Raw genomic sequence first — 16372 nt, forward strand, 5'->3', positions numbered from 1 at the left:
TCTAAAAAAGCCTATCCGATCAGCGGGGAGAAACAATGCAAAGTGTAGGGTTATGTCCTATTGCGATATTTTCGTGCCCGTTACCTGTTTTTCACTGTCCGGGAATAAAAAAACGCACAGGGGAGACCGCCCTGTGCGTCGGGTTTATTGCGGAAGAACTTAAACCCCAAGGCGATCGCGTAAGCTGTAATATGCCGCCCCCATGGCGGTAAACGGAATGCGCAGGCTGCGCCCCCCCGGGAACGGGTAGTGCGGCAGTTTGGCGAAAGCGTCAAAGCGCTCGGCATCCCCACGCAGCAGTTCAGAAATCAGACGTCCTGCCAGGTGGGTACAGGTCACGCCGTGGCCGCTGTAGCCCTGCATATAGTAAATGTTGGTATCAAGACGGCCAAACTGCGGCATGCGAGATAGCGTTAACAGGAAATTACCGGTCCAGCGGTAATCAATTTTTACCCCCTGCAATTGCGGGAAGGTTTTCAGCAGTTTCGGCATTACCAGACGTTCAATATCCTCCGGATCGCGGGCGCCGTAGACCACGCCGCCGCCGTACAACAGGCGGTTATCGCCGGTCAGACGGTAGTAATCCAGCAGATAGTTACAATCTTCCACGCAGTAGTTTTTAGGAATCAGCGAGCGTGCCATCTCCGCAGACAACGGTTCGGTGGTTAATACCTGTGTGCCGCATGGCATGCTGCTTTTTGCCAGCGCAGGCTCCAGTTTGTCGCCGAGGTAGGCGTTGCCCGCGACGATCACAAAGCGGGCCGTAACCTGACCTTTTTCGGTGCTGACCACCGCCGGGCTGGTGTGCTGGATACGGGTGACCGGCGACTGTTCGAAGACGCGCCCGCCGTTAAGACGAATGGCGTTAGCTTCGCCAATCGCCAGGTTCAGCGGATGAATATGACCACCGCTGTGGTCGAGCAGCGCGCCGACATAACGATCGCTGCTGACTTCGCGACGAATTTCGCTGCTGTCTAACAGTTCAAGCTGCGTGTTGCCGTAGCGTTCCCAGTTCGACTTCTGCTCCTCCAGCGTTTCCATCTGCTTGTGGTTCAGCGCCACAAACAGTCCGCCGGGGCGATAGTCGCATTCGATCTGATAACGCTTGATACGTTCGCGGATGATATTACCGCCTTCAAACATCATGCTGCCAAGCATTTTGGCGGCGTCCGGGCCATAGGTGCGCTCGATGACGTCGATATCGCGACTGTAGGAGTTCACCAACTGACCGCCGTTACGTCCGCTGGCCCCGAAGCCGATACGCGCGGATTCCAGTAGCACTACGTCGTAACCCATCTCCGCTAAGTGCAGGGCGGAGGAGAGACCGGTATATCCACCGCCCACGACGCAAACATCACAGCTAACCGACTCGCTAAGGGTGGGAAACGGTTCGTACTGATTGGCGCTTGCGGCGTAATAACTGCTGGTATGTTCAGTCATGATTAAGGCTCCAGGGAGATCCAAATGGTTTTCAGTTCGCTAAATTTTTCCAGTGCATGCAGGGACTTATCGCGCCCGTTGCCGCTTTGCTTATAACCGCCGAACGGCACAGTCATATCACCATCGTTGTAGTTATTAACGAAGACCGAACCGGCCTTCAGGCGACGACTCATGCGGTGGGCGCGCGACAGATCGCGGGTCCAGACCGCGGCCCCCAGGCCGTAGTCACTGTCGTTGGCCAGCGCCAGGGCTTCGGCTTCGCTGCTAAAACGGGTGACGACCAGTACCGGGCCGAAAATCTCATCGCGGCTGACGTGGGCTTGCGGGGCTGTATCGACAAAAATAGTCGGGCCGATAGCCGCTGGGTGTACGTGGCTGCGACCATCCAGCGCCAGCGTGCCTTGTGCTTCACCGTCGCGAATAAAACCGTGCACGGTGTCGGCATGCGCGTTGTCGATAAGCGTGCCCATCGTGGTTTCCGGATCCAGCGGGTTGCCCGGCTGCCAGTTTTTCGCCTGCTCTTTCAGCAGGGCAATGAACTCGTCGGCAATACTCTCTTCCAGTAACAGACGCGTACCGGCGATACAGACCTGACCCTGGTTATAGAAGATGCCTGCTGCAGCATTGGCGGCGGCTTTCGGCAGATCCGGGCAGTCGGCAAAAACGATGTTGGCACTTTTACCACCGGCCTCCAGCCAGACGCGTTTCATATTGCTGTCGCCAGCGTCTTTGAGCAGTTGCTTGCCGGTGCGGGTCGAGCCGGTAAAGGTGATCACATCAACATCCGGATGCTGCGACAACGCCTGGCCCGCTTCGTGGCCATATCCGCTCACCACGCTGAGAACGCCATCGGGCAAACCAGCTTTTTTTGCCAACGCAGCAAGGCGAATGGCGGTCAGTGGTGATTTTTCTGAAGGCTTGAGGATCACGCTGTTGCCTGCAGCCAGTGCCGGGCCAAGTTTCCAGCAGGCCAGCAGCAGGGGAAAATTCCACGGCACGATGGCCGCAATGACACCCACCGGCTCGCGCACAATCAGCGCCAGATCGCTCACCGAGGTGGTGGCCACTTCGCCATAGACTTTATCTATTGCTTCGGCGTACCAACGGATGGCGCGTGCCGCGCCTGGAATATCATCACGCAGGCTATGGCGAATCGGTTTACCGGTGTCGAGCGTTTCCAGTAGCGCCAGCTCCTCGTGATGCTGCTCCATTAAATCGGCGAACTTGTGCAGGACTGCCTTGCGCTCTGCGGGTGATGCTTGCGACCAGTCTCCGCGTTCAAACACGGTGCGGGCTGCGGTGACCGCGCGGTCTACATCCGCTTTTTTGCCGCGGGCGACTTTGGCGAGCGGACGTTGTCCTGCCGGATCCTGCGTAATAAAGGTTTCGTTATCGGCGGCTGCGCAATATTCGCCGTTAATAAATAAACGGGTCTCCGGCGAATAATGGCTGGCTTTTTCACGCCAATATTTAAGATTCTGAAAGTTCATAGCTACTCCTTTTATATCAATAAGATAAAGTTCGTTGCTGATCTTTTTCAGGCAAAAACAGGCTGCACGATGCCCCAGGGATGTACCCTGTTAATGCGCGTTATTTAAGAAGGCCTGAGAAACTCAGGCCGCTACTTATTAGAAAGTGGTAGGAGTGTGGGCACTGATGATGCGGCAGATCCCTGCCGAGGTGTTGCTGAAGCTGTGTGGTATACCGGTGTTAATGGCATAACTTTGTCCTGCAACAAGATGATACGTTTGACCGTTGATGGTCAGTATCACTTCACCTTCCAGTATTGTCCCAATCTCTTCACCCTGGTGTTTAATTCTCTCCCCGGTTGTCGTACCTGGCTGATAGGTTTCAAACATCATGGCCAGCGTACGATTCGGATTTCCGTTGTGTACCAGCTTCATGGATACTCCCTGACTCCCGATCTCAATCAAATCATCCTGATTGATAACCACCTGCGGTTCGTCAGGCTTTTCCGGTTCCGCGAAGAACTCGGAGAGCGACAGCCCATAAACTTTCAATAGCTTTTGCAGCGTACTGATGGCAGGACTGACTTTATCCTGCTCTATGGTGCTGATGGCGCTATGCGTTAACCCAGACAGTTCGGCGGCACGACGCTGTGAAAGACCCAATTGCTGGCGGATCTCTGACAAACGTTTACCCGGCGCCAGGCCGTCATCGCTCATAATTGCATTTCCTTAACTGTAGTGGTCAGAGTCGCTGTTTTTCAGCGAGGTGGTTCTGACAAGCGGTGATAAAACCTTCAAGTAACAAACGCGACAGGGCGTATTCGCTACTGTTCCATTCCGGGTGCCACTGCACGCCAAGCGCGAAAGGATGGTCGTGAACGCTGGCTGCTTCCACTAATCCATCCTGCGAGCGTGCTTCCACGCGCAGTTGCGGGCCAAGGGTTTTTGCGCCCTGACCATGCAAGGAGTTAACCCAAAACGTGCTGCAACCTGGTATTAGCTGAGATAGCAATCCTCCCTGTTGAACCTGGACTTCATGAGATGGCGCATATTGCTGCTCCACCGGGAGTTCCGCATCTTCACGATGTTCCAGGAACTGTGAGTGATCGCACAGGCGACGATACAGAGTCCCGCCAGTGGCGACAACTAATTCCTGTAAGCCCCGGCAGATGGCGAAAATGGGAATGCGCCTTTCGAGCCCGGCGGTAATTAGCGCCATGCTCAGAAGATCACGCCCGGGATCGGCGTCAGACTCATCGCCATTTTCACCATAAAGGTGCGGCTGCACATTGCTTGGGCTTCCTGGCAGGAAGATGCCATCCAGTTTCGGTAACAGCGCGTTCAGTAATTCGGGTTCCGCAATCGCATGGGGAATCGCTATCGGTATTCCACCGGCGTTTAATACTGCATTCAGGTACTTTTCTTGCAGAGTCTGGGTCTCGTGACCCTTAAGCCTGTTCCTACACATCACTACACCAATAACTGGCTTGTCAAATATATTGCCCATGATCGACCTCACGTTTTGGAATAAATTATTGCCAAACGGTTCCTTGTTATGCCATTCCGTTCATTATTTTCTCAATCTAGCAGTGGAATAACCTTCTAGCAAACTTAATTTAACATTTGACAAACAATTTATTTGCATCCAGAGTCGAAGAGTGGACATTATATTTAACAGTCAAATCACAGAACAGCTTACAGGCCAACGGCGGTGAATCATGGAAACCAATATCGTAGAAGTTGAGAATTTTGTTCAGCATTCTGAAGAGAGACGAAGTAGCGCGTTTGCGCGTGAAGTTAAGCAGTATCTGGAGCGCTACCCCAACACGCAGTTCGTGGATGTGCTGTTAACCGACCTGAATGGTTGTTTTCGTGGTAAACGCATTCCCGTTGCGGGATTACACAAGTTAGAGAAAGGCTGCTATTTCCCGGCATCCGTTTTCGCGATGGATATTCTTGGCAATGTGGTCGAAGAGGCGGGATTAGGCCAGGAGCTTGGCGAACCGGATCGGACCTGTGTCCCGGTGCCTGGCACGTTAACGCCTTCGGCCGCCGATCCGGAATGTATTGCGCAGATGATGCTGACGATGCTGGATGAAGATGGCGCTCCCTTTGACGTTGAGCCGCGGAACGTACTTAACCGACTCTGGCAGAAACTTCGCCAGCGCGGTCTGTTCCCCGTCGTAGCGGTAGAGCTGGAGTTCTATTTACTCGATCGTAAGCGCGATCCCGAAGGTTATCTGCAGCCGCCGTGCGCGCCGGGAACGGACGATCGGAATACGCAAAGTCAGGTTTATTCGGTTGATAACCTGAACCACTTTGCTGATGTGCTAAACGATATCGATGAACTGGCCCGTTTGCAGCTGATCCCGGCTGACGGCGCGGTGGCTGAAGCCTCCCCTGGGCAGTTTGAAATCAACCTCTACCATACCGATAACGTACTCGACGCCTGCGATGACGCGCTGGCGCTGAAACGCCTGGTACGGCTGGTGGCGGAGAAACATAAGATGCATGCCACGTTTATGGCAAAACCTTATGAGGAGCATGCCGGTAGCGGAATGCATATCCACATCAGCATTATGAATAATAAAGGCGAGAACGTGTTGGCCGATGCGAATGGCGATGATTCCGCGTTACTTAAACGTGCGCTTGCCGGGATGATTGATCTGATGCCCGCGTCAATGGCGCTGCTGGCGCCGAATGTGAACTCTTATCGCCGCTTCCAGCCGGGGATGTATGTTCCGACCCAGGCTTCCTGGGGGCACAACAACCGTACGGTGGCGCTGCGCATTCCCTGCGGCGATCGTGATAACCATCGGGTTGAATATCGCGTGGCGGGGGCTGACGCCAACCCGTATCTGGTGATGTCGACCATTCTGGCGGGGATCCTGCATGGTCTGGATAACGAGCTGCCGTTGCAGGAAGAGGTGGAAGGCAACGGCCTGGAGCAGGAAGGGCTACCGTTCCCGATCCGCCAGAGCGATGCGCTGTGGGAGTTCATGCAAAATGACAGTCTGCGTGAGTTGCTCGGGGAGCGTTTTAGCCATGTGTATCACGCCTGTAAACACGATGAACTGATCCAGTTTGAACGCCTGATTACCGACACTGAAATTGAGTGGATGCTGAAAAACGCCTGACAGGAAAGTGGCCCGGCGGCGGAATGTTTGTCGGGCCTGTCGCATTGTTTGGTCATTGAAAAAAAGAAGTCGCATCATGCGGTCTGAGCGGAGCCAGCCCGTCAATATTGCAGGATCACCTGCCATTTCCCGGATGTCGCGTAATGGAGCGGCTTGCGACAACGGGTCTTCAGATAACCGACAGAGTTTGTGACGAGGAAATGTGATGATGCCAATGTTTAAAAACCCGCCCCGCGTGAGCATCCATGGCTCCCGCAGTAAGTACGGACCGCATCTGTGCCGTGCAACATTGACGCCTTTCTTTTGGCTTTCCACCCCGACACGACCCAGGTCTGCTGTACCCACGTTTCGATCGCAGATCTGGGCCCGTGGCGGGGAGGAAAGCTATGTCGACTAATTCTTCTGTGGATCTCGCGGCCCAGCCGGGCAAAGCACAGTTGCGTAAATCCCTCAAGCTGTGGCAGGTGGTGGTGATGGGGCTGGCCTATCTCACACCGATGACGGTATTTGACACTTTTGGTATTGTTTCGGGTATCAGCAATGGTCATGTTCCGGCCTCCTATCTGCTGGCCCTGGCGGGCGTGCTGTTTACCGCCATCAGTTACGGAAAGCTGGTTCGCCAGTTTCCACAAGCCGGTTCGGCCTACACCTATGCGCAAAAAGCAATCAACCCGCATGTGGGGTTTATGGTCGGCTGGTCGTCACTGCTTGATTACCTGTTCCTGCCGATGATTAACGTCCTGCTGGCGAAAATTTACCTTTCCGCGTTGTTCCCGGGCGTTGCGCCATGGATTTGGGTGGTGATGTTTGTAGCGATCCTCACCGCGGCCAATTTGAAAAGCGTAAATCTGGTGGCGAACTTCAATGCGCTGTTTGTACTGGTGCAGGTTGCGATAATCGTGGTGTTCATTGTTCTCGTGGTGCAGGGGCTGCACAAAGGCGAAGGGGTTGGGACCGTCTGGTCGCTGCAACCGTTTATCAGCCAGAATGCGCATTTGATCCCGATTATCACCGGGGCGACCATCGTCTGCTTCTCGTTTCTCGGTTTTGATGCGGTAACCACGCTCTCTGAAGAGACACCGGATGCCGCGCGTACCATTCCAAAAGCAATTTTCCTTACCGCGCTTTACGGTGGACTGATCTTCATTGCTGCCTCGTTCTTTATGCAGCTATTTTTTCCAGATATTAGCCGATTTAAAGACCCGGACGCGGCGCTGCCGGAGATTGCGCTGTACGTCGGCGGCAAACTGTTCCAGTCTATTTTCTTGTGTACGACCTTTGTGAATACGCTGGCGTCAGGTCTGGCGTCCCATGCCAGCGTTTCGCGTCTGCTGTACGTGATGGGCCGCGATAACGTCTTTCCGGAGAAGTACTTCGGCTATGTCCATCCGAAATGGCGTACACCCGCGCTGAACGTCATTATGGTCGGGATTGTGGCACTCTCGGCCCTGTTTTTTGACCTGGTGACCGCCACGGCGTTGATTAACTTTGGCGCGCTGGTGGCCTTTACGTTCGTTAATTTGTCCGTGTTTAACCACTTCTGGCGTCGTGAAGGGCGTAAGCATACCTGGCAGGAAAAGTTGCACTACCTGGTATTGCCAATGGTCGGCGCCGCCACCGTTGCCGTACTGTGGGTGAACCTGGAGGTGACATCGCTGACGCTGGGACTGGTATGGGCTGGCGTGGGGTTGGTGTATCTCGCCTACCTGACCGGACGTTTCCGCAAGCCGCCGCCGCAGTTTGACGCCGCGAAATCTGAGCAAGCCTGGGAGTGACAGAAACTTCAGGTATTAACAACAGGGCGCGCCGTCAGGGGCAACCCCCTTCAGACGTCCGGTGACGGCGTGTCCTGCGGTATTTATTAATGTCGTGAAATGCGTGGGCTATAGTAAAGATGGCCGTTATTTCTCATCATTAATAACCGTGAGCGGGGGATGTGAATGAAGAAGATACTGATGCTGGTCGGCGATTATGTCGAAGATTATGAAACGATGGTGCCTTTTCAGGCATTGCAGATGCTGGGCCATCGTGTTGATGCCGTCTGTCCGGATAAAAGTCAGGGGGACTACGTTCAAACCGCTATTCATGATTTTGATGGGGCGCAGACCTACAGTGAAAAACCGGGTCATCGTTTTACGCTGAATGCAAATTTTGCCGAGGCGCGGGCCACCGATTACGACGCGCTGCTGATCCCCGGCGGACGTGCTCCGGAATATCTCCGGCTGAATCCGGATGTTATTAAGCTGGTGCAAGATTTCAACGCTGCCGGTAAGCCTATCGCCGCGGTCTGTCATGGACCTCAGCTATTAGCGGCGGCGGGGGTGTTAGAAAACCGGACCTGTAGCGCCTATCCGGCCTGTGCGCCAGAAGTTCGTCTGAGCGGCGGGCATTACGCAGATATCGGCATTGATCAAGCCCACGTGGATGGCAATCTGATTACCGCGCCTGCATGGCCCGCACATCCGCAATGGCTGGCTAAATTTGTTGAAGTATTAATGAAGTAAGCAATGAAAAAAGTCGGTATAACCTGCCTGGTTATACCGACTGTAGATATTACCTCTGTATGAGTGCGAACACGCCCCAACCAATGTACTCCCGGGTGAAGGCTACGTGGCGTGCTGGTGAACTCCTCAGTTGCTCTCTGACTTCCGGGGCAAATTCATCGTCCGGATTTGCCTCCAGCCACCGGCGCATCGTCAGCCATTTTGCCGCCTCGTATCTGTCCCAACCCTCCTGGTCAGCCAGTACCATTTCAACCACGTCATAACCGAGCAGGTCGAAAGATGAAACGAGCTCTGGCAGAGAAAGAAAATCGGTCACTGAAGTCGCGCCGCAAGCCTGGGCGATGCTCTCCGTTGCAGGCGTCTGACGCCAGTAAGGTTCGCCGATGAGCATAATTCCGCCTGGTTTGAGACTTTGTTCCAGTTGTCTGACCGTTCCAGCGACGCCGCCGGCAATCCAGGTCGCACCAACGCAGGCGGCAATATCGAATTTTTCTTCGGCGATATAACCTGTTGCATCGGCATGAATAAAACGCACGTGCTCATTGACACCCAACTCTTTGGCCCGCAGGGTGGCTTGCTCACTGAACAGCCGGCTCATATCGATACCAACGCCGGAAATACCGTGATCGCGTGCCCAGGTGCACAACATCTCACCCGAACCGCTGCCGAGGTCCAGAATGCGTGTTCCCGGTGCCATCCGTAAAACCTGGCCTAATGTGGCGTATTTCTGTGCGGTGAACGGATTATGAATGCGATGTGCGCTTTCGCTGATGGTAAAAATCTTCGGGATATCCATCTCTCTCTCCTTAGCGATTATCAAGTTGGGCGCGAACGTTGTTCAGGCCGGTCGTATTAATACGGTAGGGCTGACCATTGACGGATTTGATCAGTTTCTTGGTTCTGAGCTTTTTGAACACCTCGAGCGTGCAGTCGCAGAGCAGCAACCCTTCACGGCTATAGCATTCGACGGAAGTGACGCGGCCAGAGGCATCGCGGACGTGAGCAATACGGCCACCTTTGGCGAGAACGTGTAAGGTACGTTGTTCCTGACGGGATAAATTCATACTGGAAAACCTGTTTAATCATCATGTGCAAAACGTGCAAACACACAGCGGTGTCCGCATTCGAATTCGGCGCATTGATAACCAGTCCGGCCTGAAAAGGTCGGGAAGCTGATTATCAGATGATTACATTCTCCAGCATCAAAGCCTCGGGTTGAGTTGAAAGGTATTTACATGCTGAATCATACCTGCAAGAAACAGTAGGGGAACCTCCTTATAGTGGAAGTGTGATCTGTAACGAAAAATTGTATTTCTTTTATTTAATGACTTTTTAATTCTCGTTATGTAAATCGCATTTATTCATTAAATTAATTTAATGTTTCAGCGTCGCCAGAAACGCTATCGGTAGCCATACAGCATTGCTTTTTTATCACCTCATTGATTAGTATGGTTTACTCTTTTTGCTGGTTAATTTTGTTCTTTGATAAATGATCCTTTATCATAATTGTGGTTTTAAATGAAATTTGCAATTTAATGTTTTTAAGAATTTTCTTAACGTGGCTAAGTGTGTATACTCGGTCCTGCAAGAAGCGCTTCTGTTATCATTAAAACTATAAGTATGTCCTTAACACCCGTATTACCTCTGCCCTGAATCTCTTCTCGGGGGAGAGGTTTTTTTTGCCTGCATATTATTTGGCTTATCGTCATAAATAGAAATTTTAATATTATCGTTATTGATATTCAACATTATTGGTTACGACGATTTAGCTCTACTGACCTCTACGGCAATATTGAAATAGTATCATCCTGAATCTATTTCATAGTGAATAGTATAATTCTGGCTATGTTTATGTGGGTATTATATAGCTTTCCTTATAACTGCCTTTTTTTCAGCGCGATAGAAGTTTTTTGCTTTTGAGGTAATTGTGATTTTGTTCACGGATTTTAGTGCGCGAAGTGGCTATTTGTAGAGAGGTGCAAACGGTTGCATGTTGCTGATACAGTATTCGTTCATTAAAAAAATATCGCGATGGTATGTCTTATGCCAGTACAGAGTACAGGAATCTAAATGATTTCTATTATCTCATAGGTATAGGGATGCCGTTTATGACTTCTGTTAGCTTAACACCATGGGAAATAGCAGTAAAAATAGACAGGGAATATGATTTTATCAATCAGAAAGGAGTTTTTTAATCGCAGGTATAATCACTGGCCTTTTTATCTTCCTTTATATAAATCGTTGTCGTAATGCCCATAAAATCAGCGTTCTGGGATGAGCGCTGATTTTATTTGGTTCTCAGATTATTTACTCCACGCTGCATGCAGAACACCTCTCGCAGTACCTCATAAATGATACATTAAAGGATCTCCTGGAATGGATATTGTTGAACGCTTTATTAACTACACGAAAATCAATACCACGACATCAAGGGAAAATGGCGCTAATGGGATAATGCCTTCTTCTCCTGGTCAAATGGAACTGGCAAAACTGCTTGCAGCAGAACTTGAAGCATTAGGAATGGAAAACATTGAGGTCAGGGATACCGCTATAGTGACGGCAACCTTACCTGCAAATACCGATGACACGATCCCGGTGGTCTCTTTTTTTGGTCATCTGGATACCAGTGCGGAACAGACGGCAGACACCAAAGCACAACGCCTGCATTATCACGGCGGGGATTTATGCCTGAACAAAGAGCTGAATATTTACCTGCGCGAAAGTGAATTTCCGGAACTGAAAAATTATATCGGTGATGACCTACTGGTGACCGACGGGACCAGTCTGTTGGGCGCTGATGATAAAGCAGCCATCGCCGCGATTATGAATGCTCTTGAGTATCTGGTCGCACACCCGGAAATAAAACATGGGCCGGTAAAAGTGGGTTTTGTCCCGGATGAGGAACAGGGCTTGCGTGGCGCAAAAGCGTTTGATGTTGCCGCGTTTGGTGCTGATTTTGGCTATACCCTGGATTGCTGCGGTATCGGTGAGTTTGTTTACGAGAACTGGAATGCGGGCGATGCGGAAATCATCTTTACCGGCCAGTCCGCACACCCGATGTCGGCCAAAGGTAAGTTAAAGAATTCGCTGCTGATGGCGCATAAGTTTATTGCCATGCTCCCAGGGGGAGAAGCGCCTGAATATACGGAAGGGCGCGAAGGGTATTACTGGGTAAAACAGCTACAGGGTAACAGCGCCCGCACGGTACTTAAGCTGGATATCCGCGATTTCAGTGAAGAAGGTTATAAGGCGCGTATGGCGTTTATTCGCCAGCTTGCCGTCAGCACCTGTGCCCTGTGGGGGGAAAACAGCGTGGTCTGTCATTTAGCCGATCGCTACGCGAATGTGTTGAACAGTTTGCAGGGGGATGCTCACTACCCGATTGATATTGCATTCCGCGCGTATCAGAAATGCGGCATAACGCCCGCACCTGTCGCCATGCGTGGCGGGTATGATGGCGCGGTGCTGTCGCAGAAAGGATTGCCGTGCCCGAATATTTTTACCGGTGCTCATAACTTCCATTCAATTTATGAGTATCTGCCGGTGCGTTCTCTGCAGGCCGCCAGTGATGTGGTGGTGGCGGTGATTGAGGAAACTTATACTGAGTTCGCGCAGCGGAGAGCTCAGTCATGATTCAGGTGTTAATCGCACTTCTGGTTATCGTGGTGGTCGCGCGTCTGATTCTGAAAGGTTATCGCGCTGAACCGGTGCTCTTCATTGCGGGCTTAGTCTTGATGATTTGCACCGCGTTAACCGGATGGGGTTCCGTATTACCGAAGGGGGTTGCCAGTACGGGAATTTCCTTTCTCGATCCTTTCGAGGTAATGCGCGATCTCTTCAGCACGCGCGCCGCCGATCTCGGCCTGATGATCATGGCGTTAATGGGATTTGCGCATTACATGGATCATATCGGCGCAAATGAGGCGGTCGTGCGGGTAGTAACGAAACCCTTACGGGCGCTGCGTTCACCCTATGTGCTCCTCTTTTTCTCCTACCTGCTCGCCAGCCTCCTGCAGTTGGCCATTCCTTCTGCAACCGGGCTTGCCGTGTTGCTGATGGGGACGATGTTCCCCATTATGCTGGGGTTAGGGCTCTCAGCGGCCTCGGCTGCCGGGGTCATTGCTACTTCGCTTGGCGTGGCTTACACCCCGACGGCAATCGATGCTATCAGGGGCTCTAAAGCAGTGAATATGGATGTAGTGGAATATGTTGTTTACCACCAGGGACCCGCCGCGCTGGCGACGGTTCTGGTTGTCGGTGTGTGCCATTTTTTCTGGCAGCGGCATTGCGACCGTAAAGCAGGGACGTTACCGCGGGAAATCGGTAGCGCAGAAGTGACTGATTCAGGAAAATCCCCGGCTTTTTACGCGCTGCTCCCCATGCTTCCGATACTGATGGCAGTAGGATCATCCGAAATGTTCGTCAGGGGTATCAACCTGAATATTATCACCATTGTCCTCATTTCAATGACCATCTGTATGCTGATTGAATGGCTGCGAGTGCGTGATTTAAAGTCGGTCTGCGAAGGTTTCAGCCATTTCCTGAAAGGAATGGGCACTGCGTTTACCGGTGTGGTTGGACTGTTGGTTGCGGCAGGGGTTTTTGCTCACGGAATTAAAGTCATCGGTGCGATCGATCAGCTCATTCTGATGGCCGAACACGTGGGATTACCGCCGTTTGCCATGGCGGTAGTATTTGCGCTAGTGACGCTGGCCGCGGCTATCATTATGGGGTCGGGGAATGCGCCATTCCTCGCCTTCGTTGAGCTCATCCCGCAAATTGCCGCCAGTATGGGCGCTAACGCCGTTGCCATGATCCTGCCGATGCAGCAGGCATCGCATATGGGACGGGCCATTTCACCGGTATCCGGCGTCGTGATTGCCGTTTCCAGCGGAGCGAAAATAACCCCATTCGATGTGGTGAAGCGTACCGCCGTACCGCTGATTGTGGGGTTCGTTACTCACACTCTGATCATCGGTATTTTCTATTAACCGTTCCAGCGACAAGCCAACCTCCGGTTCATTGAATCCGGATGTTGGCTTTTTGAATTAGGCGAAATTTAAACGCGTTAATATTACTGATACCTGTATAAAAAGCCTGGCCTGCTGCTGTGAGGCTGTCTGTCGCTCAGCGGAGGATAAAATGCGATTCCATTAGGATGTTTAATGGCTGTTTAGCGTTGAAATGGGTGTTTGTCTGGGGTGTCTGGTCAAAACTATCAGGATATTTCTTCTAATCAGCAATTTTTGAAGTTTTATGATGATCATATTTTTAACAGTAGGTGGAATTGATAACCTGTGAGTATTATTAGTTTTTATCTTTATCGTATAATTCTTATTATTTATCGCTGAGCCATCCGGGCATCAATGATTAATAAGAGTGATGTGTTAAGTTTGCAATTTTATTACATAGGGATAAATTAATCTGGATCATATTTTGATGTTTTTAGTTGTAGTATTTTTTAAAATGAAATAATGCAAGATTTACATGTGATAATGATTTATTTGGGCAGGTTTAAGTGGTAAGGGATTCAGGAAAAGTTAGTACGTTACGACACCATTATCAGGATGACCTGGAAGCGTTTACCTGGAGTGCATTGGTAGCAATTGGTATCGCAATACGGGACCGTAAGATTCATTCTAAAATGTCAGAGCATCTTTTTATTATGCAATGGCTGGCCATCGCTAAAAAAAGAAAACTCTTCTCAAGGAACGTAATCAATGAACTTCAATGGCTAATTGATGAAGGCAAGAAAAAAAGCCTCAATGCACAACTTAAATTTAAAATAGAATATCTATACTCGACTTCGAGTGGCGATGTATCGATGCAAAACGACTATTTTAAGTTTACTCATACGATTGAGGTGTTGAGAAATAATGGCTGGGAAAGCTTTCTGCTTACGCCAGAGAAATGGCGAGATCTGCATGAAAAGATTAAGGTAAGAGAAGGTAATTTTATTTTTATGGATGACACTCGGCTGCAGGCGTGTTTTGGCGTGCAGGGTGAGATTGTCAAACCCTTCTGTATCCGGGTATATGGCGATGTTGAGTTTGCAAAGTTAACGTTCATTAAACATAACCTTCCGGCTGAATTTGTAAAGCACGTTTCAAATGAGTTTTATCACTTCCATTTTCTTCTGGTAAGTAATGCTTAACTGGCGATGTGAACAATGTGCTGTTAATGCAAAGAATAGATTGATCAACTTGTAAATTTATCGGATAGAAACCACGCGCCAAGGACAGCAAATGTTTACTCGAAAGTTAGTGATTGCCAACGAATGGATAAGGTTGTCTGATATTCCAGACAGTGTGTCCATTTCTTTTCGGGGCGTTCTCGAGATAACTGAAAGTACAGGTGTGCCAGACGCCAGCACGCCGTTGTTACGTTTAGAAAATGAAATGGCACCGATCACCGTCGATTCGTTGTCCTGGGTGCGGGTGCCTGTCGATAGTCAGAAAGACATTACCGTTTATATCCATAAATAATATTAATGTTGAATAGTTTTGGCCTTATTTTTGCCAATGTTAGAGGGCTGCTGTTTATCGCAGTATGTCCCCCTGAGTAATTAATTTATTACGTGAGAATGAATGCGGAAACTTTCTAATAATTAACCATTTTACAGGTTAAGGTATTGCGTGATGTGTCGATAACAATTAAGTCGTAGAGGATTTTTATTGTTATGGAGATGTTTAAATGTTAAAGAATATGAGAATTAAAACCAGCCTGTTATTATTGCTGTTGTTATTTACCTTCATGCAGTTCTTTTCCAATGGATTTGAGTTAGTTGATCTCAAAGGAAATCAAAAAAATACGTTATTACTACATAACATCATTAAGGAGCAGGATACCCTGCATAAGGTCGTTGAGGCTGTTTATAAAGTCAGAAGCGTTCGTGATAATATTCAACAACATAATGCGACCGATGCCCGACAGACAGTGAATCAAATGCAAGATCAGATGGCGTATGCCAGAAAACAGTTCGATATTTTCTGGGGTATTCCTGGATTGACGGCTGACGATCCGCAAATCGGTAAAGTCATCAGAACGGCTTTTGGGTAATGACTCCAACTTATTGATAGTGTTTTATGTTCAGATAATGCCCGATGACTTTGTCATGCAGCTCCACCGATTTTGAGAACGACAGCGACTTCCGTCCCAGCCGTGCCAGGTGCTGCCTCAGATTCAGGTTATGCCGCTCAATTCGCTGCGTATATCGCTTGCTGATTACGTGCAGCTTTCCCTTCAGGCGGGATTCATACAGCGGCCAGCCATCCGTCATCCATATCACCACGTCAAAGGGTGACAGCAGGCTCATAAGACGCCCCAGCGTCGCCATAGTGCGTTCACCGAATACGTGCGCAACAACCGTCTTCCGGAGCCTGTCATACGCGTAAAACAGCCAGCGCTGGCGCGATTTAGCCCCGACGTATCCCCACTGTTCGTCCATTTCCGCGCAGACGATGACGTCACTGCCCGGCTGTATGCGCGAGGTTACCGACTGCGGCCTGAGTTTTTTAAATGGCGGAAAATCGTGTTGAGGCCAACGCCCATAATGCGGGCGGTTGCCCGGCATCCAACGCCATTCATGGCCATATCAATGATTTTCTGGTGCGTACCGGGTTGAGAAGCGGTGTAAGTGAACTGCAGTTGCCATGTTTTACGGCAGTGAGAGCAGAGATAGCGCTGATGTCCGGCAGTGCTTTTGCCGTTACGCACCACCCCGTCAGTAGCTGAACAGGAGGGACAGCTGATAGAAACAGAAGCCACTGGAGCACCTCAAAAACACCATCATACACTAAATCAGTAAGTTGGCAGCATCACC

15 protein-coding genes are annotated in these 16372 nt (G+C 50.5%); 8 read left to right on the top strand and 7 right to left on the bottom strand.

Annotation, left to right across the window (positions count from 1 at the left end; genetic code table 11):
• Positions 1-159: 159 nt before the first annotated feature.
• The 4 genes from OGV65_RS11090 to puuD form a co-directional block, all read right to left on the bottom strand.
• Positions 160-1440, bottom strand: a complete 1281-nt coding sequence (locus OGV65_RS11090; protein ID WP_049270901.1) for an NAD(P)/FAD-dependent oxidoreductase — start codon at positions 1438-1440, stop codon at positions 160-162.
• Positions 1441-1442: 2 nt separating this feature from the next.
• Positions 1443-2930, bottom strand: a complete 1488-nt coding sequence (gene puuC, locus OGV65_RS11095) for an aldehyde dehydrogenase PuuC (RefSeq protein WP_016151912.1) — start codon at positions 2928-2930, stop codon at positions 1443-1445.
• Positions 2931-3068: 138 nt separating this feature from the next.
• A complete protein-coding gene (puuR, locus tag OGV65_RS11100) occupies positions 3069-3626 on the bottom strand; it encodes an HTH-type transcriptional regulator PuuR (RefSeq protein WP_016151913.1) in 558 nt (185 codons plus the stop codon).
• Between the two features lie 25 nt (positions 3627-3651).
• On the bottom strand, positions 3652-4416 hold the full coding sequence (gene puuD / locus OGV65_RS11105) for a gamma-glutamyl-gamma-aminobutyrate hydrolase (protein ID WP_286454954.1): 765 nt from the start codon (positions 4414-4416) through the stop codon (positions 3652-3654).
• Positions 4417-4627: 211 nt separating this feature from the next.
• On the opposite strand from puuD, the gene OGV65_RS11110 reads away from it, so the two are divergent.
• The 3 genes from OGV65_RS11110 to OGV65_RS11120 all read left to right on the top strand — a co-directional run bounded on the left by OGV65_RS11110 (position 4628) and on the right by OGV65_RS11120 (position 8550).
• Positions 4628-6046, top strand: coding sequence for a glutamine synthetase family protein (locus OGV65_RS11110; protein WP_046276299.1), 1419 nt, complete (start codon positions 4628-4630; stop codon positions 6044-6046).
• Between the two features lie 386 nt (positions 6047-6432).
• Positions 6433-7821, top strand: a complete 1389-nt coding sequence (locus OGV65_RS11115; protein WP_016151916.1) for an APC family permease — start codon at positions 6433-6435, stop codon at positions 7819-7821.
• A gap of 165 nt (positions 7822-7986) precedes the next feature.
• Positions 7987-8550 (top strand): DJ-1/PfpI family protein, encoded by a 564-nt coding sequence (locus tag OGV65_RS11120; RefSeq protein WP_016151930.1) that lies wholly within the window; start codon positions 7987-7989, stop codon positions 8548-8550.
• A 49-nt stretch (positions 8551-8599) separates the two neighbouring features.
• Here the strand turns inward: OGV65_RS11120 and OGV65_RS11125 are convergent, their stop codons facing one another.
• Positions 8600-9346, bottom strand: a complete 747-nt coding sequence (locus OGV65_RS11125) for an SAM-dependent methyltransferase (RefSeq protein ID WP_109017856.1) — start codon at positions 9344-9346, stop codon at positions 8600-8602.
• 10 nt (positions 9347-9356) lie between these two features.
• Positions 9357-9614 (bottom strand): YjhX family toxin, encoded by a 258-nt coding sequence (locus tag OGV65_RS11130; RefSeq protein ID WP_016151932.1) that lies wholly within the window; start codon positions 9612-9614, stop codon positions 9357-9359.
• Between the two features lie 1312 nt (positions 9615-10926).
• On the opposite strand from OGV65_RS11130, the gene pepT reads away from it, so the two are divergent.
• The 5 genes from pepT (at position 10927) to OGV65_RS11155 (ending at position 15609) form a co-directional block, all read left to right on the top strand.
• Positions 10927-12183, top strand: a complete 1257-nt coding sequence (gene pepT, locus OGV65_RS11135) for a peptidase T (protein ID WP_200051334.1) — start codon at positions 10927-10929, stop codon at positions 12181-12183.
• On the top strand, positions 12180-13541 hold the full coding sequence (dcuC, locus tag OGV65_RS11140; protein WP_016151934.1) for a C4-dicarboxylate transporter DcuC: 1362 nt from the start codon (positions 12180-12182) through the stop codon (positions 13539-13541). The genes pepT and dcuC overlap by 4 nt, the downstream gene beginning before the upstream one ends.
• Positions 13542-14068: 527 nt before the next feature.
• Complete coding sequence (locus OGV65_RS11145) at positions 14069-14704, top strand: DUF2913 family protein (protein ID WP_016151935.1); 636 nt, start codon at positions 14069-14071, stop codon at positions 14702-14704.
• 91 nt (positions 14705-14795) lie between these two features.
• Positions 14796-15035 (top strand): hypothetical protein, encoded by a 240-nt coding sequence (locus OGV65_RS11150; RefSeq protein WP_016151936.1) that lies wholly within the window; start codon positions 14796-14798, stop codon positions 15033-15035.
• Between the two features lie 208 nt (positions 15036-15243).
• The gene (locus tag OGV65_RS11155; protein WP_286454955.1) at positions 15244-15609 is read left to right on the top strand and encodes a Tar ligand binding domain-containing protein; all 366 of its coding nucleotides are present in this window, start codon (positions 15244-15246) and stop codon (positions 15607-15609) included.
• A gap of 10 nt (positions 15610-15619) precedes the next feature.
• Here OGV65_RS11155 and OGV65_RS11160 read toward each other — a convergent pair.
• Positions 15620-16317 (bottom strand): IS1-like element IS1B family transposase gene (locus OGV65_RS11160; RefSeq protein WP_095033700.1). Its coding sequence is split into 2 segments (ribosomal slippage): positions 15620-16068 and positions 16068-16317, totalling 699 coding nucleotides; the frame shifts between segments, so codons are not numbered across the junction.
• Between the last annotated feature and the right edge of the window lie 55 nt (positions 16318-16372).

It is taken from the genome of Citrobacter sp. Cb004 (assembly GCF_030337065.1).
In the GTDB taxonomy this organism is placed as follows: Bacteria; Pseudomonadota; Gammaproteobacteria; order Enterobacterales; family Enterobacteriaceae; genus Citrobacter; species Citrobacter braakii.

Bases quoted from the DNA above. Each gene is read 5' to 3' on its own strand.
- OGV65_RS11090 (WP_049270901.1), bottom strand. From the start codon at position 1,440: ATGACTGAACATACCAGCAGTTATTACGCCGCAAGCGCCAATCAGTAC.
- puuC (WP_016151912.1), bottom strand. From the start codon at position 2,930: ATGAACTTTCAGAATCTTAAATATTGGCGTGAAAAAGCCAGCCATTAT.
- puuR (WP_016151913.1), bottom strand. From the start codon at position 3,626: ATGAGCGATGACGGCCTGGCGCCGGGTAAACGTTTGTCAGAGATCCGC.
- puuD (WP_286454954.1), bottom strand. From the start codon at position 4,416: ATGGGCAATATATTTGACAAGCCAGTTATTGGTGTAGTGATGTGTAGG.
- OGV65_RS11110 (WP_046276299.1), top strand. From the start codon at position 4,628: ATGGAAACCAATATCGTAGAAGTTGAGAATTTTGTTCAGCATTCTGAA.
- OGV65_RS11115 (WP_016151916.1), top strand. From the start codon at position 6,433: ATGTCGACTAATTCTTCTGTGGATCTCGCGGCCCAGCCGGGCAAAGCA.
- OGV65_RS11120 (WP_016151930.1), top strand. From the start codon at position 7,987: ATGAAGAAGATACTGATGCTGGTCGGCGATTATGTCGAAGATTATGAA.
- OGV65_RS11125 (WP_109017856.1), bottom strand. From the start codon at position 9,346: ATGGATATCCCGAAGATTTTTACCATCAGCGAAAGCGCACATCGCATT.
- OGV65_RS11130 (WP_016151932.1), bottom strand. From the start codon at position 9,614: ATGAATTTATCCCGTCAGGAACAACGTACCTTACACGTTCTCGCCAAA.
- pepT (WP_200051334.1), top strand. From the start codon at position 10,927: ATGGATATTGTTGAACGCTTTATTAACTACACGAAAATCAATACCACG.
- dcuC (WP_016151934.1), top strand. From the start codon at position 12,180: ATGATTCAGGTGTTAATCGCACTTCTGGTTATCGTGGTGGTCGCGCGT.
- OGV65_RS11150 (WP_016151936.1), top strand. From the start codon at position 14,796: ATGTTTACTCGAAAGTTAGTGATTGCCAACGAATGGATAAGGTTGTCT.
- OGV65_RS11155 (WP_286454955.1), top strand. From the start codon at position 15,244: ATGTTAAAGAATATGAGAATTAAAACCAGCCTGTTATTATTGCTGTTG.